This is a genomic window from Bacillus sp. SRB_8 (genome assembly GCF_003264205.1).
In the GTDB taxonomy this organism is placed as follows: domain Bacteria; phylum Bacillota; class Bacilli; order Bacillales; family Bacillaceae_G; genus Bacillus_A; species Bacillus_A mycoides.
On record NZ_NADT01000008.1, the window covers coordinates 41,143 to 64,574 of the forward strand.

Consider the following 23,432-nt stretch of genomic DNA (forward strand, 5'->3'; position numbering starts at 1 on the left):
ACTGCTAATTGGTACCTACTTTCTAATACGAATGAAAATCGATTACTCTATCACTGCTTTTAATATTGCAAACATAATCTCACCATTCCATGCCATATACCTCGCTCACGATAAGAAGAGCTAGTTCATTTAGAACTAGCTCTTCTTATCACTTCTCCCTCTTATAATCACAATGCTCAACCGGAACACGAGCGTGCCCTTCTTCATCGGTACACCATGACTGTGACTGAAAGGCAAGAAAAATACCAATCCACTCTTCCTTCTTCTCAAAGTGAATCAATATCCCACCGTCTTGCCATTTGCCATCATCACCTTGCCATTTCTCTACATTTCCTTGATTCATATGAATATCGTGTATACCGTTTCCAGGTGTAAAGTGGAAATACGAATCCGGAATCTTTTCTTCTGGTCCCCACCTTTCACCAAACGCATAAATAATTGCTTTCTCATCTATTGCTCTTTTTATATAATGTTCTATTTTCTCATTTAAATCATTATCAGATCCCGATTTTTCAGCAGGTAAAGGAATCATTTGCTTCGAATCAAATAAATTACCTCTTACATAATCTAAAGCCACTTTCGGCTCATTGTTTTTCACTTCCGTAAAACCGAACGGTAATGTCGGTAAAATATCAATCGCCTCTGATCGAATATTGTTACTCGCAAAATATAAAACTTCCGACGGATAGCTTTGCGATTTCACGTTAATTGCAATACGATAATTAACCCCTGCTTCGCCTTGTAAATGAACTTGATAATGAGGTGTTTTCCCTTTTCCAATCTTAGATTGTACAACTGTACCTTTTAACACGCCGTAGTTTTTTAGGGGCATACATTTCATCTCCTATTCATTTAGTAGAAGCTTTTCATATTTAAAACATTATCCAATCATAAAAAAAATCCTCCTATGCTAGGAGGATTTTTAATTTCTCAACATATACCAAACAATAACCTCTACCACTACAAGTAACACCGCACCAAAGATCATTAACGTCGTCTTCTTTAATAGTTCATTTTCACGATACGGGATATTACATAAGTACGCACCTAGGGTAATCCGTGATGGGCAAGCGATTGTCGCTACTGATGACGCGGTGTTTTGTAGTGTTGTGACATATTGCCACGGGAGTGCTACGTTTTGCGCTGTTTGCATTTGGAGTTTAATAAACATCGCATTTGATCCTGCGTTACTACCTGTTAAAAAACCGCCGATACCGCCGATGAATGGTGCAACGAAAACGAAAAATGTCCCAAATGTTTCACCAGCTGTTTTTGCGAGTAATGAATGCATACCAGATGCGCCCATTAGTTCTGAAATGGCGATGAACATCGTCGTTGTAATAGCGAAAGGAATCCATTGTCTTATCGTTTGCGAGAGTGATTGTTTAATAACATTAGATGGAATGCGGAAGAAAATAATTGTAAATAAACAAGTCATAGCGAGCCAAAATCCTGGTGAATATAGTAGCTCTAGTTTGTAAGAATATGATTTTAAATCGAGAACTGCATATGACCTAAGAAAATCATGTAATGCTGGAACGAGACGAGAAAGTAAAATACAAACTGTTAAGAATATATAAGGGCTAATAATTTTTATAATAGATACTTCTCTCTCCGTAGCCGCCGCATGCTCTGTTAGAAGGTTTTGTTCATCTTTTCCTTTTAATTTAATGATTAAAAAACCAAATGTAATGGTAACGATAGAACTTAATATCCCCGCTAGTTCAACACTTACGTATGCGTTAGAAAGATATATTCCAAGAGAAAATAATAGAAAGAATCCTATCCCTTCCTTCCACTTTTCTATAACTGCCTGAAAGCCACCTACAACGTATAAAGAAAGGAAGATAAAATATGCAAAAATCGGGATGCTTAATAATGCTGTATTTGTACCAAGAGTTGTGAGCGGCATGTTAATAAGCTGAGAACCGATAATCGTACCCGTTGCCATTGCGCCCCATGAACTTGCAAGTAAACCGATAAACGATAGTAGCACAGCTTGAAACGGTTTATAACCGAGCGAAAGAAAAATAGGTGCTGCGACCATAAAACCAATTCCGAATCCACTCACTGATTCAATAAGTGGACAAATACCAAAACACATAAGAAGCATTTGCAATAATCGATCGCGCGTGACTTGTTCTAGAAATCGTGCTACTTGATCGATGTATCCCATTTTGTTCATGAGGTGAAATAAAAAAATACCGAAAAATAAAACGTATCCGACAATAAAACAAATTAACCACCCTTTAATTGTTGCGTGTACAGTTTCACTTATCCCTAATTGAAACGTTGGCGAGAGTAAAACGATTCCGACAGAAACGGCATAAGAGATTAATGAGGCTCTTAATGACGTTTGTTTAAACAAAAACAAACAAATAAAAATCATCATAATCGGGATAAGTGCCAACAATATGGCCATGCTATCATCTCTTTTCGTAAAAATTGCAATTTTTAACTATTATATAACAGATGTTATGATTTTCAATTATTTTTATAACAGATTTAAAAAAGGAGCCGCTTGGCTCCTTTTTTGAATAACTAATATTTTATCTTTTATCCTGAAAAACCGTCTGCTGTCCAATCATTTTTTCTAGTACAACAAACACAATATAAGCACATATTACTTGCAATACAATATTCCCAAGTTTTATTAATTCAAATGAATGGATCCATTGGAATAATTCACTTAATAATACAATCGAAACGATACTAAATAGTTCTATACTAACCGAAAATATACATACTTCTAAAATAGATTGCTCTTGTATTCGATTTAATTGGGAAAAGATGAATATATATCCTAAAAACAGAGCCATCAACTCTATTTTCGTCATGCTAATGAGCCAAGCGTATAATGGTACAGTTAAAAAAAGATATAATAGTTTACGTCTTAGCATGCCTTCTCACCCTCTAAGTTATAAGTATTTTCTGTATATTTTAACATTTATTACACAAAAGAAACAGAAGAGACTTAAGCCTCTTCTGTTTCTTTTACTGCATGTATTAACTCACAAATTTCTTCTCGCTTTTCATTTTCTAACAGCTCAATGACTTTACTTCCAACGACAACGCCGTCACATATTGTAATCATTTCTTCAATTTGCTCTCGTGTTGAAATACCGAATCCTGCGACTACTGGTAAGTGGACGTGTGCTTTTACTTTTTCTAAGTAACTACGAATCTCATCTTTAAAGTTTTGACGTACTCCCGTTACGCCCGCTACTGTAACGGCGTAGACGAATCCTTGTGATTCACTCGTAATTTTTTCAATTCGTTCAATAGGGCTCGTTACGGTAACGAGTGGAATTAAAGCGATATTCGCCACGCGAAGGAGCGGTGCAATAATGTCTTGTTCTTCATACGGTAAGTCCGGAACGATAATACCGTCCACCCCTGCTTCAAGACAGCTCTCAATGAAACGTTCCTTTCCGAATGCGAGTACTGGATTTAAATATGTCATAAGTACAAATGGAATTTGAACTTCTTGCCTCACCTCTATTAATGCTTGAAAAATACCTTTCAATGTTACACCGCTATCTAATGCTCTTTTTCCTGCCCTTTGAATAGTTGGACCGTCTGCGACTGGATCTGAGAACGGAATACCGATTTCAACGATGCTTGCTCCTGCTTCATCAAGAAAACGAATTCTTTCTTTTAACTTTTCAAGTCCACCATCTCCTCCCATTACATACGGAATAAATGCTTTCTTGCCATTTTCAAACGCTGCTATAATTTTTTCTACTCCCATTTTTTACACCTCTTCCATATAACGTTTTATACTCTCTACATCTTTATCACCGCGGCCGGATAAACAAATGACAAGTCCTTCGTCTTTCTTCATTTGCGGCGCTAGTTTTAAAGCGTATGCAACAGCATGTGAACTTTCTAATGCCGGGATAATCCCTTCTTTTTTCGTTAATAATTGAAATGCTTCTAACGCTTCTTCATCTGTAATGGAATGATAAGAAACGCGGCCAATATCTTTTAGCAAGCTATGTTCTGGCCCAACACCTGGGTAATCCAGCCCTGCCGAAATAGAGTGCGCTTCTTGAATTTGCCCTTCTTCATTTTGCAGAAGGTACATCATCGATCCGTGTAAAACACCGACACTTCCTTTCGTTAAAGTGGCTGCGTGCTTTTCTGTGTGAACACCTTTTCCAGCTGCTTCAACACCGTAAAGAGCAACTTCTTCATCGTGTACGAACGGATAAAACATTCCCATTGCATTACTACCACCGCCAATACAAGCAACGACTGCTTCTGGTAATTTCCCTTCTAACGCTTCGTATTGCTTTTTCGTTTCTTTCCCAATTACACTTTGGAAATCACGAACAATTTGCGGGAATGGATGTGGCCCGAGAACTGATCCCATAATGTAGTGCGTATCGTGTACATGTGAAACCCAGTAACGAAGCGCCTCGTTCACCGCATCTTTTAACGTGCCGCTACCTGCCGCAACGCTTTCTACTTTTGCTCCGAGTAATTCCATTCGAAACACGTTTAATTTTTGTCGTCTCACATCTTCTTCTCCCATGAAGATGACGCATTCTAAACCGAAAAGTGCACATACAGTAGCTGTTGCAACTCCGTGTTGTCCTGCTCCTGTTTCAGCGACAACTTTCTTCTTACCCATTCTTACCGCAAGAAGTGCCTGACCGATTGTATTGTTAATTTTATGAGCTCCCGTATGGTTCAAATCTTCACGTTTCAAATAGATTTTTGCTCCGCCGCAATACTTCGTCATATTTTCAGCGAAATAAAGCGGTGTTTCTCTTCCAACATACGTTTGTAAATAATGATCTAATTCCTTTTGAAACGCTTCATCTTGCATCGCTTCTTTATATGCTTCTTCTAATTCTAATACGGATTGCATTAACGTTTCTGGAACGTATCGTCCTCCGTATATACCGTAATGACCTTTTTCATCTGGATATGCGTAGTTCATTTTGAACACTCCTTCGCTTTTTTAATAAATTGTTTTATTTTCTTTAGATCTTTCTTTCCTTCTGTCTCTACTCCGCTGCTCACATCGATCATATATGGCTGAACGGTTCGAATTGCTTCTTCTATATTAAGGATGTTTAATCCGCCAGCTAATATCGTTTTCTCTCGCAACTCGTTTGGCATATGTGCGAGTAACTCCCATGAGAATGTCTTTCCGTTTCCTCCGTGGAACTTTTCTTTCGGGCTATCAAATAACAGATAATCTGTATCGTATTTTTTCGCACATTCAATATCTTTCTCTAAAGCTACTCCTACTGCTTTTATAGACGGAATATTCAATCTCCTAATTTGATGATTGTCTTCATCCCCATGTAGTTGCACATGCGTTAACCCGCACTCCTCTGCAATTTTCTGGATCACTTCTAATGATTCATTTACGAAAACACCTACCTTGAAAACGTGGACTGGAATTTCCCCAATAATTTCTTTCGCTAGCCCTGGGGTGATTTTCCGCTTACTTTCTGCAAAAACAAATCCAATTGCATCTGCTCCGTATTCGCAAGCATGTTTTGCTGTTTCAACATCAGTGATGCCGCAAATTTTCACTTTCATATGTTCACCTTACAGTCTTCGAAAAAGTTACTTATAGAAGATGATGTCATAAGTGCTTCTCCAACTAATACACCTTTTGCACCAGCTCGTTTGACGCGAATAATATCTTCTTTTGAATGAATGCCGCTTTCACTAATCCAAAGTAGGTTTTCCTCATTCAGTCGTTTTCCGAGCTTTTCAGTTTGGCTTAAATCTACTTCAAATGTTTTTAAATTACGGTTGTTTATACCGATAACGTGCGGATTTAATCGGATTGCAATTTCTAATTCCTGTTCATCATGAACTTCAACAATCGCTTCTAATCCTTTTTCTAGCACGTAGTTATAAAGCTCGTTTAATTTCTCTTTTGACAATGCTGCAACAATTAATAAAATAAGATCTGCTCCTGCTTCATACGCTCTATCAATTTGGATTTTATCGATTATAAAATCTTTACATAAAAGCGGAATGTTACTTTCTGCTCTTGCCGTTTCTAAGTCGTGAAACGACCCTTTAAAAAATTGACCGTCTGTTAAAACCGAAACTGCTCCAGCACCGCATTCTTCATATGTTTTCACTTGTTTTGGCACATCAACGTGTAAATTAATATCACCTTTTGATGGAGACGCTCGCTTTACCTCTGCTATTACAGTAAACTGCTCTAAAGCTTTTACAAGTGAGTGTGTTTTCCTTTTTTCTTTCACTGGTGAATATGTTTCATATAACTCCGCAACTTCTACTTTCTTTTGCTCTACAATTTTGTCTAAAATCGTCCCCATTTTAATTCACCCTTTCTAATTTTTCATGGCTTGCTGCAATTAATAAGTTTAGTTTGGCTAATGCTTTTCCAGAGTCAATGCTATGTGCCGCTAGTGTAATTCCTTCTTCAATCGTTTCTGCTCTTCCATTTGCGAAAAGGGCTAGACCTGCATTTAATAAAACAGTATCGCGATAGACACTCTTTTCTCCGCTTAATACTCCGAGTGTAATCTTTGCATTTTCTTTTGAATTCCCACCTCTAATTTCTTCATTTTTCACTCTTGAAAAACCATACTTTTCTGGATCAATACTCATTTCTACTATTTCATTATCTTTTAAAACGACGACATGATTTTCTCCCTGTAATGATGCTTCATCTAAAAAGCCACTTCCGTTTACGACGAGCGCTTGTTTTCTGCCAAGTTTCTGCAATACTTCCGCTACCGGCAATAACATATCTCGCTTATAAATACCGACAAATTGTGTTTCTAAATTAACCGGATTCGTCAACGGTCCAATTAAGTTAAAGATCGTCGGAACGTTTAATTCTTTTCTTATTTTCATAATGCGTCTTAATGCTGGATGCATCGCTGGTGCGAATAAGAAGGCAATCCCTACAATTTCTAATAAGTAGTCAATTTCACCTGGCGTACAACTAATGTTTACACCGAGTTCTTCTAATAAATCAGCACTTCCTGTTTTACTAGAAACAGCGCGGTTTCCATGTTTCGCAACCTTTACACCAGCTCCGGCAAGTACAAATGCCGATGTTGTACTAATATTGAATGTTTGCGCACCGTCACCACCCGTTCCACAATTGTCCATCGCGCCTTTTATATGATTTGAAAACGGTAATGCCTTTTCGCGAAGAGCACGAACGAGACCGTATATTTCTTCTGCTGTTTCGCCTTTCGCTTTCAGCAATACTAAGAAAGCTGCAACTTCACTTTCCAATATGTTGTCACTTAATAAAAGAAGTCCCGCTTCATACATTTCTTCTTCTGTTAAATGTTGTCCCTCTACTAATTTTCGAAGATAACTGTTCATACTCTCTCCTCCTCTTTCACTTCTGCTAAAAAGGCACGTATTAACTTTCCGCCTTCTTCTGTTGCAATTGATTCTGGGTGAAACTGTAATCCGAAGAGCGGATAATAGTTGTGACGAACTGCCATGATTTCTCCGTCATCCATCGCTGTCGCAAGTATGTCAAAACACTGCGGCAAACTATTTTGCACTGCGACGAGTGAATGGTAACGCATTGCTGTTAACGGCTGCGTTACGTACGAAAAGATTGACGTTCCGTTATGTTTCACACGCGATGTTTTTCCGTGTTTAATGCGCTCTGCTCTAACAATTTCTCCTCCAAATGCGGATATGATTGCTTGATGGCCAAGGCAAATTCCTAAGATGGGAACGTTCTTATAAAAATGACGAATAACATCGATACAAATTCCAGCATCTTCTGGTTTCCCAGGTCCTGGCGAGAGCACAATTCCTTTCGGCTTCATCTCCTCTAATTGTTCAATTGTTATTTGATCATTTCTTACGACAACAATTTCTTTCTCGTACTCGCCTAATAGTTGATACAAGTTATATGTGAACGAATCATAATTATCGATAAGTACAATCATTTCATAACCTCCAAAAGCGCTCTCGCTTTATTTAATGTTTCTTCATATTCAGCAACCGGGTCTGAATCGTAGACGATACCCGCTCCTGCCTGAACGTACGCTTTCTCGTCTTTTACAACCATCGTTCGAATTGCTAGCGCCATATCAAGATTTCCTGAGAATGAAATATATCCAACTGCTCCGGCGTATACATTTCTTTTTTCATGCTCTAACGTATTAATAATTTCCATCGCTCTAATTTTCGGAGCACCTGATACTGTACCCGCTGGTAAACAATACGCTAATGCATCAAATCCACTTATTCGTTTTCTCAATGTTCCGTAAACTTCAGATACAATGTGCATAACGTGAGAGTATTTTTCTACTTTCATATATTTATCTATCATCACAGATCCAATTTCACTTACTCTGCCAATATCATTTCGCCCTAGGTCCACAAGCATCATATGCTCCGCCCGCTCTTTCTCATTTCCTAACAGTTCTTTTTCGATTTCCTCATCTTCCTGCTCCGTTTTCCCTCTCGGTCTCGTACCCGCAATTGGGTTCGTCATCACTTTATCCTCTCTAACTGATAACAAACTTTCCGGCGAAGAACCGAGTACAACGTAATCTTGAAAGTCGATATAAAACATATATGGCGACGGGTTTGCAATTCGAAGTTTTCGGTATAGTGCAAATGGATCGCCTTTACACTCACTTTTCAAACGCTGAGATAATACGACTTGGAATATGTCCCCGGCTCGTATATGTTCTTTCGCCGTTTCTACCATTTCGCAAAACTCTTTTTCCGTTATGGAAGAAGTGAATGATAATGTTGATTGTATTTCATTTACTTCCGCTTCTTCTCCCTTTAGCACTTCCTCTTTGTATACTTGCAATCTTTCGTATACTTCTTCATAAGAAGCTGAATCGTCTTCCCTGCATACATATACAAATGAAAACTTTTGGCGTAAATGATCGTAAACGGTAAACTCACGATATAGTAAAAGGTGTACTTCTGGAATATTTAATGGATCGTGTAAATCTGCTCCAATGTTTTCATACTGCCGAATGACGTCATAACCAATATAACCAACTGCTCCTCCGCAAAATGGGAATGGACTCTCTACTAGCGATGGTGCGATTACCTCTTCTAACACTTGCAATACGTTACCTTGCAACTTTTCTGTTTGCCCATACATCGTTCGTTCTACTTCTATACCGACGCTTTTCACTTCTCCATATGGATTACACCCTAAGTAAGAATAGCGCCCTTTATCTGGATGAAGCTGTGAGCTTTCTAATAAAAACTTTTTCTTTCCCTTCATACGTCTATATAAAGAAATTGGCGTAATGCTATCTCCTTCTTCTTCAGCGATTACTAAAAATGTTTTTCTTTGTTCTTTTTGCTTCATAAATTCCTCTTTTGTCATCATGCCTTTCACCTCACTCTGAAAAATAAAAAAGTCCCCTACATATCGAAATATGTAGAGGACGATAAATTTACCGTGGTACCACCTCAGGTTGGACGCAAAAGCATCCCGCTTTATTCAGGTACAAAATATATACCTTATCCTTGTAACGGCGGAACCCGGGTTGCCTACTGAAAACAATTGTTCAGCATACCTCTCGTAAGCCCATTCCGTATATGGCACCGCACCGGGCTCCCACCTATTCCCGGCTCTCTGTAACGTCTCCATTATACGTACTCTTCTTACTTAAACGATTTAACATATTTAATTTTTTATACACAAAAAGGGAGTACTCATCCTATAGAAAGGACGGGTACTCCCGTGGTGCCACCTTAATTCGTTACAAACGTAACGCACTTTACCGTATCAAAAACAATACGTGTCTCTTATATCGATGAGATCATGTCGCCAAAGCCTACTTCTTTCGTTTCGGTTTGGAAGCTCCGAAGCCCATTCCACATCAATTCCATACTGATTCGCACCAACCATCAGCTCTCTGACATGTTCATCATGTGTACTCTTCTTCATCAACGCTTGCATTTTTTTAAGTTGCACTCATTATATTCCTCACGTTTCTAAAAAGTCAATACTTTTTTCGAAAAAAATATTTTTTCTTCGTTCGATATTATATTGACAAAACAACCTGTTTTTATGTAAATATAATAAATACTCTATTAAAATTAAGGTTTTTTGTCAGAAAATCATATATTACAAAAGCGAAACATTGTCAAAAAACGCTTACATTTCAGAAAATTCATATTTCTGAATGGATTTTTCTGAATAATCATGATAGATTATAAATATGCATAACGCATCAAAAGACATGACAAAAGGAAGGGGAACTACATGAGTACGCAGATGTTAACTTTAACTTCTATCTCTATTTACATGCTCGGGATGTTAGTAATCGGCTATTTCGCCTACAAACGAACGTCCAACTTAACAGATTATATGCTTGGCGGGCGTACACTAGGCCCCGCAGTAACAGCATTAAGTGCTGGAGCATCTGATATGAGTGGTTGGCTTTTAATGGGATTACCCGGTGCAATGTTTAGCGTTGGATTAAGTAGTAGTTGGATTGCGATCGGCCTAACATTAGGCGCATACGCAAACTGGCTTTATGTCGCTCCTCGCTTACGTACCTACTCTGAAATTGCAAACAACTCTATTACTATTCCAGAATTTTTGGAACACCGTTTCCACGACAAATCTCACATGCTACGCTTAGTATCCGGACTTGTTATTATGATTTTCTTTACTTTTTATGTAGCTTCAGGACTAGTTTCAGGCGCTGTATTATTTGAAAATTCATTTGGTATGAACTATCATATTGGATTATTCATTGTAGCAGGCGTTGTTGTAGCTTACACATTATTTGGTGGTTTCTTAGCTGTAAGTTGGACAGACTTCGTGCAAGGAATCATTATGGTAGTTGCTCTTATTCTTGTTCCTATCGTAACAATTATGAATGCAAACGGACTTGGACCTGCATTTGATACAATTCGATCTGTAGATCCAACACGTTTAGATATTTTTAAAGGTGCCTCCACTTTAGGAATTGTTTCCTTATTCGCATGGGGCCTTGGTTATGTTGGACAACCTCATATTATCGTACGCTTTATGGCAATTTCTTCTGTAAAAGAACTTAAAAGCGCACGAAGAATTGGTATGAGCTGGATGATTTTCTCTGTTGTCGGAGCTATGTTTACTGGTCTTATCGGTATTGCCTACTATTCACAACAAGATTTGACATTATCTAACCCAGAGACAATTTTCCTTGAGCTTGGAAAAATTTTATTCCATCCACTTATTACTGGATTTTTATTAGCAGCGATTTTAGCTGCAATTATGAGTACAATCTCATCTCAGCTTCTCGTTACTTCAAGTGCTGTAACAGAAGACTTATATCATACATTCTTTAAACGTTCTGCTTCTGATAAAGAGCTTGTATTTGTCGGTCGTATGGCTGTTCTTGGTATCGCCTTAGTTGGGTGCGCATTAGCGTTTAAACAAAATGATACGATTTTAGCTCTTGTTGGATACGCTTGGGCTGGATTTGGTTCTTCATTCGGACCAGCTATTTTATTAAGTCTATATTGGAAACGTATGACGAAATGGGGCGCGCTTGCTGGTATGATTTCTGGTGCCGCGACTGTTATTATATGGACTCAATTTAAATTCTTAACAAACTTCTTATATGAAATGATTCCTGGTTTCACAATTAGTTTACTAGCAATCATAATCGTTAGTTTACTAACTCAACCTTCAAAAGAAGTTGAAGAGCAATTTGAGGATTTCGAAAAACAACATAGTCATAGTCTATAAAAAAGCTTTGCTGTTATCGTAACAGCAGAGCTTTTTTTATTACAGTTCGACAATCTTCTTCTCAAATTTAACAAATTCTTTATGTTTCGTTAAATTTAACATAACACTACTCCTTTATAGTATTAGTATTAGCACTTATACAGAAAGGGGACTCCAACATGTTAGCAGCTTTCCAGCAACAACACATAAGAAAATTTTCACCTATTACAAATACTTCTGCTTCTCGTTTAAACATTCAACCTAATCCACCCAAAATTTCAATTGCTCCTTCTGTTATTTCAGTTATCGGTGTTCATATGGAAAAAAATAAGTTAAAAATAAAAACTGGGCAAAGTACTGAGTTATCAGCTTCCGTTTTACCAATGCAAGCGACGAATAAAGAACTTATTTGGACCAATATGAATTCTGATGTCATCACAATATATCCAAAAGGTGAAACTGTGACGATTACTGGACAAAGTGCGGGAAGAGCAGTCGTAATTGTTACAACTGCTGAAGGAAAATTTCGTGACCTATGCGTCATTCATGTACAACCTTATATGACAAATCCAAAGTAAAAGAGTGGCTTCGTAGCCACTCTTTTACTTTATTTCAATGTGCGGATTTTTACTTTTCACAAGATTAATAAATTGTTCTTTATTTTTAGGAGAAATAATCTCTGTTTCATATGATCCGTAAACAATTTCTAATCGATCGAATGATAACGCATAAGCCGCTATTGGATTTTTTGTATTGGAAATTCGTTTTATGTCTCGTATAAATATACGCTTTTTAACCGGACCTGATGTAATCATAATTATTTCTTCCTTAACGATATATTTTGTTGAAAACCAACTCCAACTAAACAGTATAGCCAACGGAATTGTAAAAAATAAAAGAAAATATTCTCTCCCTGCAAATATGGGAGCAAAACACGCTCCAATGACAACGAAAAAAATCGGATATAACCATACATCTTTTTTTGATGGAAATTCCACTAAACTTCCTCTCCCTTGATTTAAGTCAATGAATCTCCTCCTCTTCCCTATTACAATGAAAACAACATTAGAATAGGAGGACGTATTATGACTGAGCGAAATTTTGCCTTATTTGCAGGCACTTCTCTTCTTATCATGGCATTCACTGCATTTTTTTCTTACGGTTTTGTTCACGGAAATCTCGTTGTACCAAGTAATGCGAGCACGACACTCCATAATATTCAAACTTCAAGTTCACTTTTCAAAGCAGAAATTTTCGGATGGATTATCATTTTCATTACGGATATTATCGCCTCGTGGGCTCTTTATTTCTTTCTAAAACCTATCCATACTAGCCTCTCATTACTAGCTGCCTGTCTTCGTCTTATGTATACAGCTATACTTGGGATTGCTATATTCAATTTAATATTTGTATTACTTCTTTCAAAAAACACAGTTGCTAATTCAGAAGCATATACAATGTTATTTCTAGAAGCTTTTGAATACATTTGGTCTGTAGGATTAATCATTTTCGGCTTACATCTTCTCACCTTAGGATACGTAACCTTTCAATCTAAAAACATACCGAAAACTATTAGTATATTACTGCTCATTGCTGCAATCGGCTATATCATCATTAACGTAATGAATACGATGTTTTCACAATATGATGCGATTATTTCCATTCTTAACGTTGTCTTTCAACTACCGATGATCGCAGGTGAACTAGGATTTAGTATATGGCTATTGCTTAGAGGTGGAAAAAACTCTACTGTTTGAGTCGTTTCTTAATTCTGCTTAATGATTCTGGCGTAATACCTAGATAACTTGCCAATTGATATTGAGGAACACGATCGATTAAATGAGGTCGTTTTTGTAATAATGATTTGTAGCGCTCTTCTGGTGTCGATGCAATAAATAATGTAAGTCCTTCTTGTACTTCACCAAAATTGTATTCAATCATTTGGCGCGTCATTTCTTCTAACTGTGAATATTTCTTATACATGTCCTTTTCACTATACAGATCGCCAACTACAACTAGACAATCTTCTAGGCACGTTAACGTATGTGGGGATAATTTATCTTGTTTATGATGATTGAAATTTGCGATTGCTTGTTCTTCTGTATAAAAATTTGATGTAACTTCTTTTCCAGATTCATCTATACAATGTTGCCTCACGCATCCTTTTAATACAAAATAACATTTAGACGGAACATCTCCTTGTCTTAAGAGCACTGTTCCTTTTTTATACTCTTCAATTTGTAATTCTTCTACGATCATGCGCTGCTGCTCTTCACTTAATGTTGTAAGATTTGTCATGTATTTCATTAAAATCTCTTTCATTTGGTCTCTCCTTCCCCCACTATATATTATCTTTTTTCATGCTACATGGCGGGAATTCCCCCTATTAATCTGTTTTATTTTCTGCATGGAACAAAAAAAAGAGAAGTTACCAATAACTTCTCTTTTCGTATATTAGAATAGGCTCGTTATAATTCCTGTGTATAAGCCGGTTCGTTCACCACATTTTTTGCTGTTCGCTTTTGTTGCTGTAGTAAGAAAACAGATACACCAAACAATACGAGCATGCTACCGATAATTTGCATTGCGTTTAATTTTTCTCCAAGTAAGAAGAACGCTAGTATAGATGCCCCAACTGGTTCTCCTAAAATACTCATTGAAATCGTTGTTGCATTTACGTAATTTAATAACCAATTATTAATGACGTGTGACACTGTCGGTACAATCGCAAGTAAAAGAAAAATACTCCAATCCCACTTCGTATAGCCTGTAAATGGCACTTGAAGTATAACGTTATAAATCGCTATAAATATACCAGCGAAGGCAAATACAGTGAAACTATAAATCCAATGAGATACTTTCTTTACTGTCGTTTGTCCGATAAATAAATAACCGACAACTGCAATTACACTTAAAAAGGATAATATATCCCCATAAATTGCTTGCTCACTTAGCCCTAAATCTCCCCAGCCAATACACATTACGCCTAGTATCGCAATTCCCATCGTCGCAATTGCTGAATAGGTTGTTCTTTCTTTAAATAAGAAAAAACCTCCCACTAAAGATACGATCGGTTGAAGTGCTAAAATAATCGTCGAACTAGCAACTGTCGTATGCTTTAAGGATTCAAACCATAGAAGAAAATGAAGAGCTAAAAAGAAACCAGATCCAATTAAAAATCCCCAATCTTTTATTTGAATCCTACTAAACTCTTCCCGTTTTTTCCAAACGATCGGCAGCATAATAAGTACGATAATCCATAATCGATACATACTTAAAACGGAAGATGGTGCTGAGGACATCTTTGCAAAAACAGCTGCGAATGAAATTGCTATAATGGAAATTGCTAGTGGTAGTGCGATTGATCTTTCTTGTTTCAAATCCTGTCTCCCCTCTCACCTGTAAAAAATCCCACTTCATTATATCCGTTTTCTTTCACAACTTAAATACTAATTTTTTAGATTCTTCGTACCATTATGGTAAAATAGAAATTAAGGCACCTATTAGTGATTATGTCTTTCCTTTTCACTACAAGCGTTGCTCTTACAATCATTACAGTAAATTTTTATTTAGGGGGATATACATGAATCAAACAATAGGGAGAATTGAAGAAATTTCATTTTTTAGTACATCACTTCAAGAGGAGCTTACACTTCTTGTTTATTTACCAGTAAATTACACACCTCTCCATAAGCATACGGTTGTTATTGCACAAGATGGTAGAGATTATTTTCAGCTTGGTAAAGCGCACCGTGTAATTGAGCGTCTTCGTGAAACTGAAGAAATCGACCGCACAATTATTGTCGGTATTCCATATAAAAATGTACACGATCGTAAGGAAAAATATTTCCCAAATGATGTAAAGAATGCTGCTTACATTCGTTTCCTTGCTCATGAGCTTGCTCCATATATTGATGCAAATTATCCAACATATCAAATGGGTAAAGGACGCGTTTTAATTGGAGATTCTCTCGGCGGTACAGTTTCCTTCATGACCGCACTTATGTATCCGCATACATTTGGTAAGGTCGTTATGCAATCACCATTTGTTGATGAAACAGTCATGAACTTAGCAAAAGATTTCAAAAATCCGGGGGCGCTAGATCTTTATCACGTAATTGGGACCGAAGAAACAGCTGTCAAGCGTACAGACGGACAAGTATCTGATTTCGTAGAACCGAATCGCGAGTTAAATAAACTACTTACAGATAGAAATTTCATCACGCATTATGAAGAGTTTGAAGGGAATCACACATGGAAATATTGGCAAGCAGATTTACCAAAAGCATTTTCTCATATCCTATCAATGAAATAATAGAGAGCGGTATTCAGAATAATTTGATATAATAGATAAAGAGATTTATTCTCAAAATCTAACTAGACTTGCAAAGGGAGGAATTGGAACATGAAATTAGGAATTGTAATTTTCCCATCAAAAATGATTCAAGATAAAGCGAACGGATTACGTAAACGTTATGATCCGCATTACGCATTAGTTCCGCCACATATTACATTGAAAACACCCTTTGAGACGCAAGATGAACAATTAGAATCGATTGTGAATGAGTTACATACAATCGCAAATAAAACGAACCCTTTCACCCTTCATGTTGGGAAAGTCGGTTCATTCGCACCTGTTAATAATGTTCTTTATTTTAAAGTAGAAAAAACACCTGAACTTACTTTCTTAAATGAAGAAATGCATAATGGTTTCTTTACACAAGAGCGCGAGTACTCTTTCGTACCTCATTTAACAATCGGTCAAGACTTATCAGACGCAGAGCACGCTGATGTATTAGGTCGATTACGTATGAAAGATTTCTATTATGAGCAACCAATCGATCGTTTCCACCTTCTATACCAATTAGAAAATGGAACGTGGACTGTACATGAAACATTCCACCTTGGAAAGGAGAACAACTAATTTGCACGCACAAATCGTACAAACGGACGAACAACTAAGAGATGCATTCTCTGTACGTAAGCAAGTATTTGTAAATGAGCAACGTGTTTCTGCAGAAGAAGAGTATGATGAGTTTGAAGAGATTTCAACACACGTTGTTATATATGATAATGATGTTCCAGTTGGTGCTGGTCGCTTCCGCATCGTTGATGGAATAGGAAAAATGGAGCGCATTTGCGTACTAGCTTCACATCGTAAAAAAGGCATTGGTAAAATCATTATGGATGCACTTGAAGCGTATGCGAAGGAAGAGTCTCTACCGAAATTGAAACTCCATGCTCAAACACATGCTGAATTTTTCTATAAAAAGCTAGGATACGTGACGGCTTCTGATGTGTTTATGGAAGCAAATATCCCACACGTCGTAATGATAAAAGAATTATAATTTTGTAGCAGGAGGTAGCCCCTCCTGTTTTTTACATTGCTATTTTCTTTTTCTTCCGCTAAAGTTAAATGTTGATGCTATAGTTTTGAAGGTGAATATATGACACAAGAAAAATTTTCACAAAAACCGTTAACACACGCTGGCATTCCGCAAGCGGCGTATCATATTCCGAAAACATCTACCCATTTAATTATGGAAGAAGATGCAGATGCGGCGTATTTCCGCGCTTTAGAACAGCAAGGTGTTTATTTAAATGAAAAACAGTTAGAAGCAGTGCAAACGACAGAAGGACCTGTCCTTACACTAGCTGGTGCTGGAAGTGGTAAAACATCTGTTTTAACAACTCGCGTTGGTTATTTAGTTAATGTAAAACATGTCCATCCGCGAAATATTTTGCTGCTGACGTTTACACAAAAAGCAGCTGAAGAAATTCGAAGCCGTGTAGCGAATTTACCTGGTATGAATCATGCCGCAAGTAGCTATGTCGTTGCTGGTACATTCCACTCTGTCTTTTTAAAATTGCTTCGTAGTCAAGGATATAATCAGCAAATTTTAGCAAATGAAAAACATAAACAAATTATGATAAAGAAAATTTTGAAAGAATTGCGCTTAAAAGACGATTATGATGCCGAAACGATACTCGCTATGATTTCACTTGAGAAAAACAAATTGAATCGTCCGAAAGATGTAAAAGCGAAAACACCGGTTGAACAAGAGTTCAAAGAAGTATACGAACGTTTCGAAAAGGTAAAACAACGACACAATTATATCGATTTTGACGACATCTTATTAGAAATGTATTATATGTTAGAAAATAACGCTCCCCTGCTTACTCAATTACAAGAGCGTTTTCATTACATTGAAGTAGATGAGTTTCAAGATACGTCGTATGCACAATATGAAATTGTAAAATTGTTAGCCACGCCGAGAAATAATTTATTTATCGCAGGTGATGACGATCAAGCGATTTACGGCTGGCGAGGGGCAAGTCACCAAATTATTTTATCTTTTCCAAAGGAATTTGATAATACTACGATTATCGCACTTAATACGAATTATCGATCTAATCCATTTATCGTAGGACTTGGAAATGAAGTTATTAAGCTCAATCAAGAACGTTTTGATAAAGAGCTATATTCTGTTCGTAACGATGGCATACAGCCGTTTTATGCACGACCTGCGACAACTCTTGATGAAGCAAATCAAATTTTGCAACTCATTCAGGAAAAAGTAGATAGTGGTGAACGAAATTATAAAGATTTTTGTTTATTATATCGTACACATTCTGTAAGCCGTTCTTTACTTGATCAGCTTACAATTCATAAGATTCCATTTATTAAACATGGAGCGAGCCAATCGTTCTACGAACATTCTTTAATTAGGCCCGTATTAGATCACTTACGACTCGTGCTCGAACCGTTCCGCCTCGAATCACTTTCAAATATATTACCAACAATGTATATTGGCCGTGATGAGTGCATTTCATTTATTGAACGTGAACAATGGAAATATGGTGAGGGCCGTTTCCCTTCTCTTCTTCATTTTCTATTACTAAACCCAAGCTTGAAACCTTTTCAAGTTAAAAAAGTAAATGAGCGAATCGATTTTATTAAGTTTATAAAAGAACTTGAACCGAAAAAAGCATTGAAAGAAATTATTCATGGTAAAGGAAAGTATTTAGAGTACTTACAAAGTAATGACCGTTCTTCCTTTACGATGCATAAGGACATACAAGAAGAAATGTTAGAAGAATTAATGGAATCAGCAACTCGCTTTACGGATATTCCAGCTTACTTACAATTTATTAACGAGGCCATTCAAGGTCAAAAAGAAATGGAAGCATTAAAAACAATGCCGCAAAAAGATGCTGTATCGCTTATGTCAATTCATAACGCGAAAGGCCTTGAGTTTCCATGCGTCTTTTTACTCGGAGCAAGCGATGGTATATTGCCGCATACTTCTTCTTTAAAAGATGCAAATGACCGCGTGACGGAGACTTCTGAAGCATTAGAAGAAGAACGACGATTACTCTATGTCGCCATTACACGCGCAAAAGAAGAACTTTACATTTCCTCCCCGCAATTTTTCAGAGGAAAGAAACTAGATATATCTCGTTTTCTATATACTACGCAAAAAGATTTACCTGAAAAGACATCCATTAAATAATGGGTGTCTTTTTCCATATCACGATATGTACATCCCCTCTATATAAATTCCCTGTTTCTATCCTGAGAATTAACGTAATATCAACCATATCCCGTTCATATTGTAATAGTGTATGTCAGAACTCACGATAAGGAGTGAACATAATGAGCTGCAATTGTAATGAAGATCATCAACACCATGATTGTGATTTCAACTGTGTATCTAATGTCGTTCGTTTTATACATGAACTACAAGAATGTGCAACCACAACATGTGGATCTGGTTGCGAAGTTCCATTTTTAGGAGCACATAACACTGCATCAGTAGCGAATACACGTCCTTTTATTTTATACACAAAAGCTGGAACACCTTTTGAAGCATTTGCACCATCTGCAAGCCTTACTAGCTGCCAATCTCCAATTTTCCGTGTAGAGAGTATAGATGATGATGACTGTGCTGTATTGCGTGTATTAACTGTAGTTTTAGGTGATGGTACCTCTGTACCACCTGGTGACGATCCAATCTGTACATTTTTAGCTGTACCAAATGCAAGATTAGTATCAACCTCCTCTTGTATTACTGTTGATTTAAGTTGCTTCTGCGCTATTCAATGCTTACGCGATGTTTCTATATAAAACTGAATACTAATTTAAGCATGGATTGGGTGGCAGATGATTCTGCCACCCAATCCATGCTTAAAAGGTATTATTATGTATTTTTTATAAAATTGGGAACTTGTCTAGAACATAGAACCTGTCCTTTTCATTAACTAAAAGTAGAAACAGATAAAGGAGTGAAAAACATGTTCTCTTCTGATTGCGAATTTAATAACATTGATTGTGAGGCGAAACCAGCTAGTACACTACCTGCCTTCGGTTTTGCTTTCAACGCTTCTGCACCTCAGTTCGCTTCACTATTCACACCACTACTATTACCTAGCGTAAGTCCAAACCCAAATATTACTGTTCCTGTAATAAATAATACAGTAAGTGTCGGAGACGGTATTCGAATTCAAGTAGCTGGTATTTATCAAATCAGTTATACATTAACGATCAGTCTTGATAACGTTCCTACTGCACCAGAAGCTGGTCGTTTCTTCTTATCATTAGGTACACCAGCTAACATTATTCCTGGATCAGGTACAGCGGTTCGCTCTAACGTTATTGGTACTGGTGAAGTAGACGTATCCAGTGGTGTTATTCTTATTAACTTAAACCCTGGTGACTTAATTCAAATTGTACCAGTTGAACTGCTTGGAACTGTAGACATCCGTGCTGCAGCATTAACAGTTGCACAAATTAGCTAGTAAAAAGCGGTATTTCTTAATTGAAATACCGCTTTTTATTTTTACAATAAAAAACACTCACCGTAACATGAGTGTTTCATTCTTCATATTGTTTTATTGTATTCTTCTTTTTCCCACAGTTGCATCCCTTTTTTTTCACAAACCCTTGTTGCTGTAACTGTTCTTGATATGCCTGTTGGTGTGCTTGTTGCTGTTGCTGTATGTTATACCACTGCTGTAGATCATATGAATTTTGCCTTGGATTATTGCTCACAGCAAACATCTCCTCTACTGTCAATTCTGTCTATTTACTATATGAACAACTCTTTATTTCCGTTCCCGCATCCTCTTAAACTCCGCTTTTTCTAACATCATGAAGATTTATCCCGATTGGTGCGGGCTGATAATTAGCGAGGGATGCCCCACACTGATTAAACTTTCACTTTATTATTCTCCCATAAAATATCCTGTAATTGTTTCAATGATCGCTGCTGCACCTGCAATGGCTAATAATGCTAGTACAGGCTCTGCAACAATAGGAATCCATTTATATAAAACTAATAAAAAAGCACTAACCCACACACCTGTACACCAATAGCAGCTTAATAATTCTCCAATCCACTTTCTTAATCCTTTCCCTTTCACCTTTGTAAAAGTCGATACACTTCCATCAGGCTCTGTAATCTCTAACTCATCAATAAACGGTCTTCGCAAAAAAGCTGTAATTTTATCATAAACAATAAGACGAGTTAACCTAAATGCAGCTAGCGCAAAAATAAAAAATAAAAGCCAGCTTGTAAATAACATAATTCCACCTTCCCTATCCTCTTTAGCCTATTTAAAAAAAAAGGTCTTAAGATTGTGACCAAATCTCCCCCACTCCAATATCTTATTAATGTAAATACAAACAAGAAGATAAGGAGTGACATTAATGAGTTGTAACGAAAATAAACACCATAGCTCTTCTCACTGCGTAGTTGACGTCGTAAAATTCATCAATGAACTACAAGATTGCTCTAGTTCAACATGTGGTTCTGGTTGTGAAATTCCATTTTTAGGAGCACACAATACAGCAGCAGTAGCAAATACACGCCCTTTTATTTTATACACAAAAGCTGGAACGCCATTTGAAGCATTTGCACCATCTTCAAGCCTTACTAGCTGCCAATCTCCAATTTTCCGTGTAGAAAGCGTAGATGATGATAGCTGTGCTGTCCTACGTGTGTTAACTGTAGTATTAGGTGATGGGTCTCCTGTACCACCTGGCGACGATCCAATTTGTACGTTTTTAGCTATACCAAATGCAAGATTAATCTCGACATCTACTTGCATTACTGTTGATTTAAGCTGCTTCTGTGCTATTCAGTGCTTACGCGACGTTTCTATAGTTAAGTAAACTAAAAAACTATTGGGGTGGTAGAAGCTTTCTACCACCTTTACATATTTAAAAGCCGGCCATATCAATCGATTTGATGTCTTCTATAGATAATCGAATATCTCTCATACTATTTGGTGGCATAATGGATACAATGCCATTACGGTAAGATATAATCGATCCTATATATGAGACGGTCGTCGTTCTTATTCTACATCTTATTTTTGGAATGTAATGAGGACGATTTAATAAAAAATGAATTTTTTCTTCATTATTCATATCCTTAAAGGATTTATTGTAAGGGACCGTTCTCACTTGCTCTTCCTCTACTTTTTCTTCCACCTCCACTTGAGGCTCCTCTCGTGGTTCTTGTTTCTCTTGTTCTACCACTTCTTCCACAGCACTACTTACAATACTTTCATTTCTATTACTTTGCTCTTTTTGATCCTCATCTTCGAAATTCGTTAAAATAATTCTTTTTATTTTCGGTGCAGCGAGTTCTAAATTTACTTGTGCAATATATAACAACGGTTTTCCAACTGTTGAACTTTTATTTTTATTCTTCACACTCGTCCCTCCCACTTCCATACGTAGCTGGATAAATCGTGTACTATTATAGTTATATTCATAACGTGGCTAGAACTTTCGTTAAAAATCGTTCTTTCTGGGAACAATTAAAAAGGACAGTCTCAACGTTTAGAGACTGTCCTTTTTAAACTTTAATTCCTATTATATTTATCCTAAAATATGATATCCTGAATCAACATGAATGTTTTCACCTGTTACTCCGCGTGCTAAATCACTGAATAAGAATACTGCTGTATCTCCAACTTCTTCTGGAGTCGTCGCACGACGAAGTGGTGCGCGTTCCTCAATTTCTTTTAAGATTGAGTTAAAGTCGCCTACACCTTTCGCAGATAACGTACGAATTGGTCCTGCAGAAATAGCGTTAACGCGAATGCCATGTTGTCCTAAATCGTTCGCTAAATATTTCACGCTAGCTTCTAACGAAGCTTTCGCAACACCCATAACGTTATAGTTTTTCACAACGCGCTCGCCGCCAAGGTATGTTAAAGTTAAAATATTTCCGCCTTCTGTCATCACTTTCTTCGCTTCTCTTGCTACAGCTGTTAAAGAGAATGCACTAATATTTTGTGCAAGTAAAAATCCATCGCGAGAAGTATCTACAAATTCGCCTTTTAAATCATCACGATTTGCAAAAGCAATACAGTGTGCAACACCGTGAATTGTACCAACTTCTTGCTTAATAGTTTCAAAGCAAGCTGTAAGTTCTTCATCATTCGTTACATCACAAGGTAATACAAGTGATTCTTGTCCTTCTAATGTTTCCGCTAGTTCACGAACGTTTCTTTCTAAACGCTCTCCTGCATATGTGAATATTAATTTTGCACCTGCATTATGCAAAGAGCGAGCAATTCCCCATGCAATACTTCTTTGGTTCGCAACGCCCATAACAACAAATGTTTTCCCTTGTAATAGTTCCATGATATATCCTCCCAGAAATACTTATACTTGTTATTAGTACCTGATACTATAATTATAGTACCATAAAACCTCTTAAAGGCAAACAAAAAA

At 37.0% G+C, this 23,432-nt stretch carries 27 protein-coding genes and 2 other annotated features; of the genes, 10 read left to right on the plus strand and 17 right to left on the minus strand.

The annotated features are described in order from the left end of the window. Positions 1–148: 148 nt before the first annotated feature. The 10 genes from B5P40_RS06975 to trpE all read right to left on the minus strand — a co-directional run bounded on the left by B5P40_RS06975 (position 149) and on the right by trpE (position 9,343). Complete coding sequence (locus B5P40_RS06975; protein ID WP_113709016.1) at positions 149–832, minus strand: DUF2278 family protein; 684 nt, start codon at positions 830–832, stop codon at positions 149–151. A 90-nt stretch (positions 833–922) separates the two neighbouring features. Then, on the minus strand, positions 923–2,422 hold the full coding sequence (locus B5P40_RS06980; protein ID WP_113709017.1) for an L-lactate permease: 1,500 nt from the start codon (positions 2,420–2,422) through the stop codon (positions 923–925). 127 nt (positions 2,423–2,549) lie between these two features. After that, entirely contained in the window at positions 2,550–2,900 is a 351-nt protein-coding gene (locus B5P40_RS06985) for a DUF4029 domain-containing protein (protein WP_113709018.1), read from the minus strand. 74 nt (positions 2,901–2,974) lie between these two features. Continuing rightward, positions 2,975–3,751: a tryptophan synthase subunit alpha gene (gene trpA / locus B5P40_RS06990; protein WP_002011422.1), complete on the minus strand. Its 777-nt coding sequence runs from the start codon at positions 3,749–3,751 to the stop codon at positions 2,975–2,977. Positions 3,752–3,754: 3 nt separating this feature from the next. Continuing rightward, positions 3,755–4,948, minus strand: a complete 1,194-nt coding sequence (trpB, locus tag B5P40_RS06995; protein WP_002086917.1) for a tryptophan synthase subunit beta — start codon at positions 4,946–4,948, stop codon at positions 3,755–3,757. Continuing rightward, positions 4,945–5,559, minus strand: coding sequence for a phosphoribosylanthranilate isomerase (locus B5P40_RS07000; RefSeq protein ID WP_113709019.1), 615 nt, complete (start codon positions 5,557–5,559; stop codon positions 4,945–4,947). Before B5P40_RS07000 ends, trpB begins: the two co-directional genes overlap by 4 nt. Then, entirely contained in the window at positions 5,556–6,317 is a 762-nt protein-coding gene (gene trpC / locus B5P40_RS07005) for an indole-3-glycerol phosphate synthase TrpC (RefSeq protein WP_002125998.1), read from the minus strand. Before trpC ends, B5P40_RS07000 begins: the two co-directional genes overlap by 4 nt. Before the next feature lies 1 nt (position 6,318). Then, complete coding sequence (gene trpD, locus B5P40_RS07010; RefSeq protein ID WP_002125997.1) at positions 6,319–7,344, minus strand: anthranilate phosphoribosyltransferase; 1,026 nt, start codon at positions 7,342–7,344, stop codon at positions 6,319–6,321. Then, positions 7,341–7,928 (minus strand): anthranilate synthase component II, encoded by a 588-nt coding sequence (locus B5P40_RS07015; RefSeq protein ID WP_002086924.1) that lies wholly within the window; start codon positions 7,926–7,928, stop codon positions 7,341–7,343. Before B5P40_RS07015 ends, trpD begins: the two co-directional genes overlap by 4 nt. Continuing rightward, entirely contained in the window at positions 7,925–9,343 is a 1,419-nt protein-coding gene (gene trpE / locus B5P40_RS07020; protein ID WP_002125995.1) for an anthranilate synthase component I, read from the minus strand. The genes B5P40_RS07015 and trpE overlap by 4 nt, the downstream gene beginning before the upstream one ends. 51 nt (positions 9,344–9,394) lie before the next feature. Continuing rightward, positions 9,395–9,639, minus strand: a binding site (T-box leader). Positions 9,640–9,681: 42 nt separating this feature from the next. After that, positions 9,682–9,919 (minus strand) — a binding site (T-box leader). A 306-nt stretch (positions 9,920–10,225) separates the two neighbouring features. Here trpE and putP point away from each other — a divergent pair. Together putP and B5P40_RS07035 are read left to right on the plus strand one after the other, a co-directional pair. Then, positions 10,226–11,704, plus strand: coding sequence for a sodium/proline symporter PutP (putP, locus tag B5P40_RS07030; RefSeq protein ID WP_002125993.1), 1,479 nt, complete (start codon positions 10,226–10,228; stop codon positions 11,702–11,704). A 158-nt stretch (positions 11,705–11,862) separates the two neighbouring features. Continuing rightward, the gene (locus B5P40_RS07035; RefSeq protein ID WP_002125992.1) at positions 11,863–12,261 is read left to right on the plus strand and encodes an Ig-like domain-containing protein; all 399 of its coding nucleotides are present in this window, start codon (positions 11,863–11,865) and stop codon (positions 12,259–12,261) included. Between the two features lie 24 nt (positions 12,262–12,285). On the opposite strand, the gene B5P40_RS07040 is transcribed toward B5P40_RS07035, so the two are convergent. Next, positions 12,286–12,681: a PH domain-containing protein gene (locus B5P40_RS07040; RefSeq protein WP_002186408.1), complete on the minus strand. Its 396-nt coding sequence runs from the start codon at positions 12,679–12,681 to the stop codon at positions 12,286–12,288. A gap of 87 nt (positions 12,682–12,768) precedes the next feature. Here B5P40_RS07040 and B5P40_RS07045 point away from each other — a divergent pair, with 87 nt between their 5' ends. Then, the gene (locus B5P40_RS07045; RefSeq protein ID WP_061674953.1) at positions 12,769–13,440 is read left to right on the plus strand and encodes a DUF4386 domain-containing protein; all 672 of its coding nucleotides are present in this window, start codon (positions 12,769–12,771) and stop codon (positions 13,438–13,440) included. Here the strand turns inward: B5P40_RS07045 and B5P40_RS07050 are convergent. Both B5P40_RS07050 and B5P40_RS07055 read right to left on the minus strand, forming a co-directional pair. Continuing rightward, positions 13,430–14,005, minus strand: coding sequence for a Crp/Fnr family transcriptional regulator (locus tag B5P40_RS07050; protein ID WP_113709020.1), 576 nt, complete (start codon positions 14,003–14,005; stop codon positions 13,430–13,432). The genes B5P40_RS07045 and B5P40_RS07050 overlap by 11 nt on opposite strands. A 146-nt stretch (positions 14,006–14,151) precedes the next feature. Then, positions 14,152–15,063 carry a DMT family transporter gene (locus tag B5P40_RS07055; protein ID WP_002030492.1) on the minus strand — a complete coding sequence of 304 codons (912 nt, stop codon included), beginning with the start codon at positions 15,061–15,063 and terminating at the stop codon, positions 14,152–14,154. A gap of 203 nt (positions 15,064–15,266) precedes the next feature. On the opposite strand from B5P40_RS07055, the gene B5P40_RS07060 reads away from it, so the two are divergent. From B5P40_RS07060 to exsF, 6 genes are all read left to right on the plus strand, one after another. Then, positions 15,267–15,998 carry an alpha/beta hydrolase gene (locus tag B5P40_RS07060; RefSeq protein WP_002030493.1) on the plus strand — a complete coding sequence of 244 codons (732 nt, stop codon included), beginning with the start codon at positions 15,267–15,269 and terminating at the stop codon, positions 15,996–15,998. 90 nt (positions 15,999–16,088) lie between these two features. Next, the gene (locus B5P40_RS07065; protein WP_002011397.1) at positions 16,089–16,607 is read left to right on the plus strand and encodes a YjcG family protein; all 519 of its coding nucleotides are present in this window, start codon (positions 16,089–16,091) and stop codon (positions 16,605–16,607) included. A gap of 1 nt (position 16,608) precedes the next feature. Then, complete coding sequence (locus B5P40_RS07070) at positions 16,609–17,031, plus strand: GNAT family N-acetyltransferase (RefSeq protein ID WP_002064289.1); 423 nt, start codon at positions 16,609–16,611, stop codon at positions 17,029–17,031. 99 nt (positions 17,032–17,130) lie between these two features. Continuing rightward, positions 17,131–19,197, plus strand: coding sequence for an ATP-dependent helicase (locus B5P40_RS07075; RefSeq protein ID WP_113709021.1), 2,067 nt, complete (start codon positions 17,131–17,133; stop codon positions 19,195–19,197). Positions 19,198–19,340: 143 nt separating this feature from the next. After that, the gene (gene cotY, locus B5P40_RS07080; RefSeq protein WP_002011392.1) at positions 19,341–19,811 is read left to right on the plus strand and encodes a spore coat protein CotY; all 471 of its coding nucleotides are present in this window, start codon (positions 19,341–19,343) and stop codon (positions 19,809–19,811) included. A gap of 167 nt (positions 19,812–19,978) precedes the next feature. Beyond that, positions 19,979–20,482, plus strand: coding sequence for an exosporium protein ExsF (gene exsF / locus B5P40_RS07085; protein WP_002011391.1), 504 nt, complete (start codon positions 19,979–19,981; stop codon positions 20,480–20,482). Positions 20,483–20,558: 76 nt separating this feature from the next. On the opposite strand, the gene B5P40_RS07090 is transcribed toward exsF, so the two are convergent. Further along, on the minus strand, positions 20,559–20,744 hold the full coding sequence (locus B5P40_RS07090; protein ID WP_033708144.1) for a hypothetical protein: 186 nt from the start codon (positions 20,742–20,744) through the stop codon (positions 20,559–20,561). Between the two features lie 164 nt (positions 20,745–20,908). Next, complete coding sequence (locus tag B5P40_RS07095) at positions 20,909–21,268, minus strand: DUF1360 domain-containing protein (RefSeq protein WP_000899658.1); 360 nt, start codon at positions 21,266–21,268, stop codon at positions 20,909–20,911. A 124-nt stretch (positions 21,269–21,392) separates the two neighbouring features. On the opposite strand from B5P40_RS07095, the gene exsY reads away from it, so the two are divergent. Then, the gene (exsY, locus tag B5P40_RS07100) at positions 21,393–21,857 is read left to right on the plus strand and encodes an exosporium assembly protein ExsY (protein WP_002125979.1); all 465 of its coding nucleotides are present in this window, start codon (positions 21,393–21,395) and stop codon (positions 21,855–21,857) included. A gap of 48 nt (positions 21,858–21,905) precedes the next feature. On the opposite strand, the gene B5P40_RS07105 is transcribed toward exsY, so the two are convergent. After that, complete coding sequence (locus tag B5P40_RS07105) at positions 21,906–22,424, minus strand: CotO family spore coat protein (RefSeq protein ID WP_002030408.1); 519 nt, start codon at positions 22,422–22,424, stop codon at positions 21,906–21,908. A gap of 147 nt (positions 22,425–22,571) precedes the next feature. Further along, positions 22,572–23,342, minus strand: coding sequence for an enoyl-ACP reductase FabI (fabI, locus tag B5P40_RS07110; RefSeq protein ID WP_002011384.1), 771 nt, complete (start codon positions 23,340–23,342; stop codon positions 22,572–22,574). Between the last annotated feature and the right edge of the window lie 90 nt (positions 23,343–23,432).

Coding starts and splice junctions, on each gene's coding strand:
- B5P40_RS06975 (WP_113709016.1), bottom strand. CDS start 832: ATGCCCCTAAAAAACTACGGCGTGTTAAAAGGTACAGTTGTACAATCT.
- B5P40_RS06980 (WP_113709017.1), bottom strand. CDS start 2,422: ATGGCCATATTGTTGGCACTTATCCCGATTATGATGATTTTTATTTGT.
- B5P40_RS06985 (WP_113709018.1), bottom strand. CDS start 2,900: ATGCTAAGACGTAAACTATTATATCTTTTTTTAACTGTACCATTATAC.
- trpA (WP_002011422.1), bottom strand. CDS start 3,751: ATGGGAGTAGAAAAAATTATAGCAGCGTTTGAAAATGGCAAGAAAGCA.
- trpB (WP_002086917.1), bottom strand. CDS start 4,948: ATGAACTACGCATATCCAGATGAAAAAGGTCATTACGGTATATACGGA.
- B5P40_RS07000 (WP_113709019.1), bottom strand. CDS start 5,559: ATGAAAGTGAAAATTTGCGGCATCACTGATGTTGAAACAGCAAAACAT.
- trpC (WP_002125998.1), bottom strand. CDS start 6,317: ATGGGGACGATTTTAGACAAAATTGTAGAGCAAAAGAAAGTAGAAGTT.
- trpD (WP_002125997.1), bottom strand. CDS start 7,344: ATGAACAGTTATCTTCGAAAATTAGTAGAGGGACAACATTTAACAGAA.
- B5P40_RS07015 (WP_002086924.1), bottom strand. CDS start 7,928: ATGATTGTACTTATCGATAATTATGATTCGTTCACATATAACTTGTAT.
- trpE (WP_002125995.1), bottom strand. CDS start 9,343: ATGATGACAAAAGAGGAATTTATGAAGCAAAAAGAACAAAGAAAAACA.
- putP (WP_002125993.1), top strand. CDS start 10,226: ATGAGTACGCAGATGTTAACTTTAACTTCTATCTCTATTTACATGCTC.
- B5P40_RS07035 (WP_002125992.1), top strand. CDS start 11,863: ATGTTAGCAGCTTTCCAGCAACAACACATAAGAAAATTTTCACCTATT.
- B5P40_RS07045 (WP_061674953.1), top strand. CDS start 12,769: ATGACTGAGCGAAATTTTGCCTTATTTGCAGGCACTTCTCTTCTTATC.
- B5P40_RS07050 (WP_113709020.1), bottom strand. CDS start 14,005: ATGAAAGAGATTTTAATGAAATACATGACAAATCTTACAACATTAAGT.
- B5P40_RS07060 (WP_002030493.1), top strand. CDS start 15,267: ATGAATCAAACAATAGGGAGAATTGAAGAAATTTCATTTTTTAGTACA.
- B5P40_RS07065 (WP_002011397.1), top strand. CDS start 16,089: ATGAAATTAGGAATTGTAATTTTCCCATCAAAAATGATTCAAGATAAA.
- B5P40_RS07075 (WP_113709021.1), top strand. CDS start 17,131: ATGACACAAGAAAAATTTTCACAAAAACCGTTAACACACGCTGGCATT.
- cotY (WP_002011392.1), top strand. CDS start 19,341: ATGAGCTGCAATTGTAATGAAGATCATCAACACCATGATTGTGATTTC.
- exsF (WP_002011391.1), top strand. CDS start 19,979: ATGTTCTCTTCTGATTGCGAATTTAATAACATTGATTGTGAGGCGAAA.
- B5P40_RS07090 (WP_033708144.1), bottom strand. CDS start 20,744: ATGTTTGCTGTGAGCAATAATCCAAGGCAAAATTCATATGATCTACAG.
- B5P40_RS07095 (WP_000899658.1), bottom strand. CDS start 21,268: ATGTTATTTACAAGCTGGCTTTTATTTTTTATTTTTGCGCTAGCTGCA.
- exsY (WP_002125979.1), top strand. CDS start 21,393: ATGAGTTGTAACGAAAATAAACACCATAGCTCTTCTCACTGCGTAGTT.
- B5P40_RS07105 (WP_002030408.1), bottom strand. CDS start 22,424: ATGGAAGTGGGAGGGACGAGTGTGAAGAATAAAAATAAAAGTTCAACA.
- fabI (WP_002011384.1), bottom strand. CDS start 23,342: ATGGAACTATTACAAGGGAAAACATTTGTTGTTATGGGCGTTGCGAAC.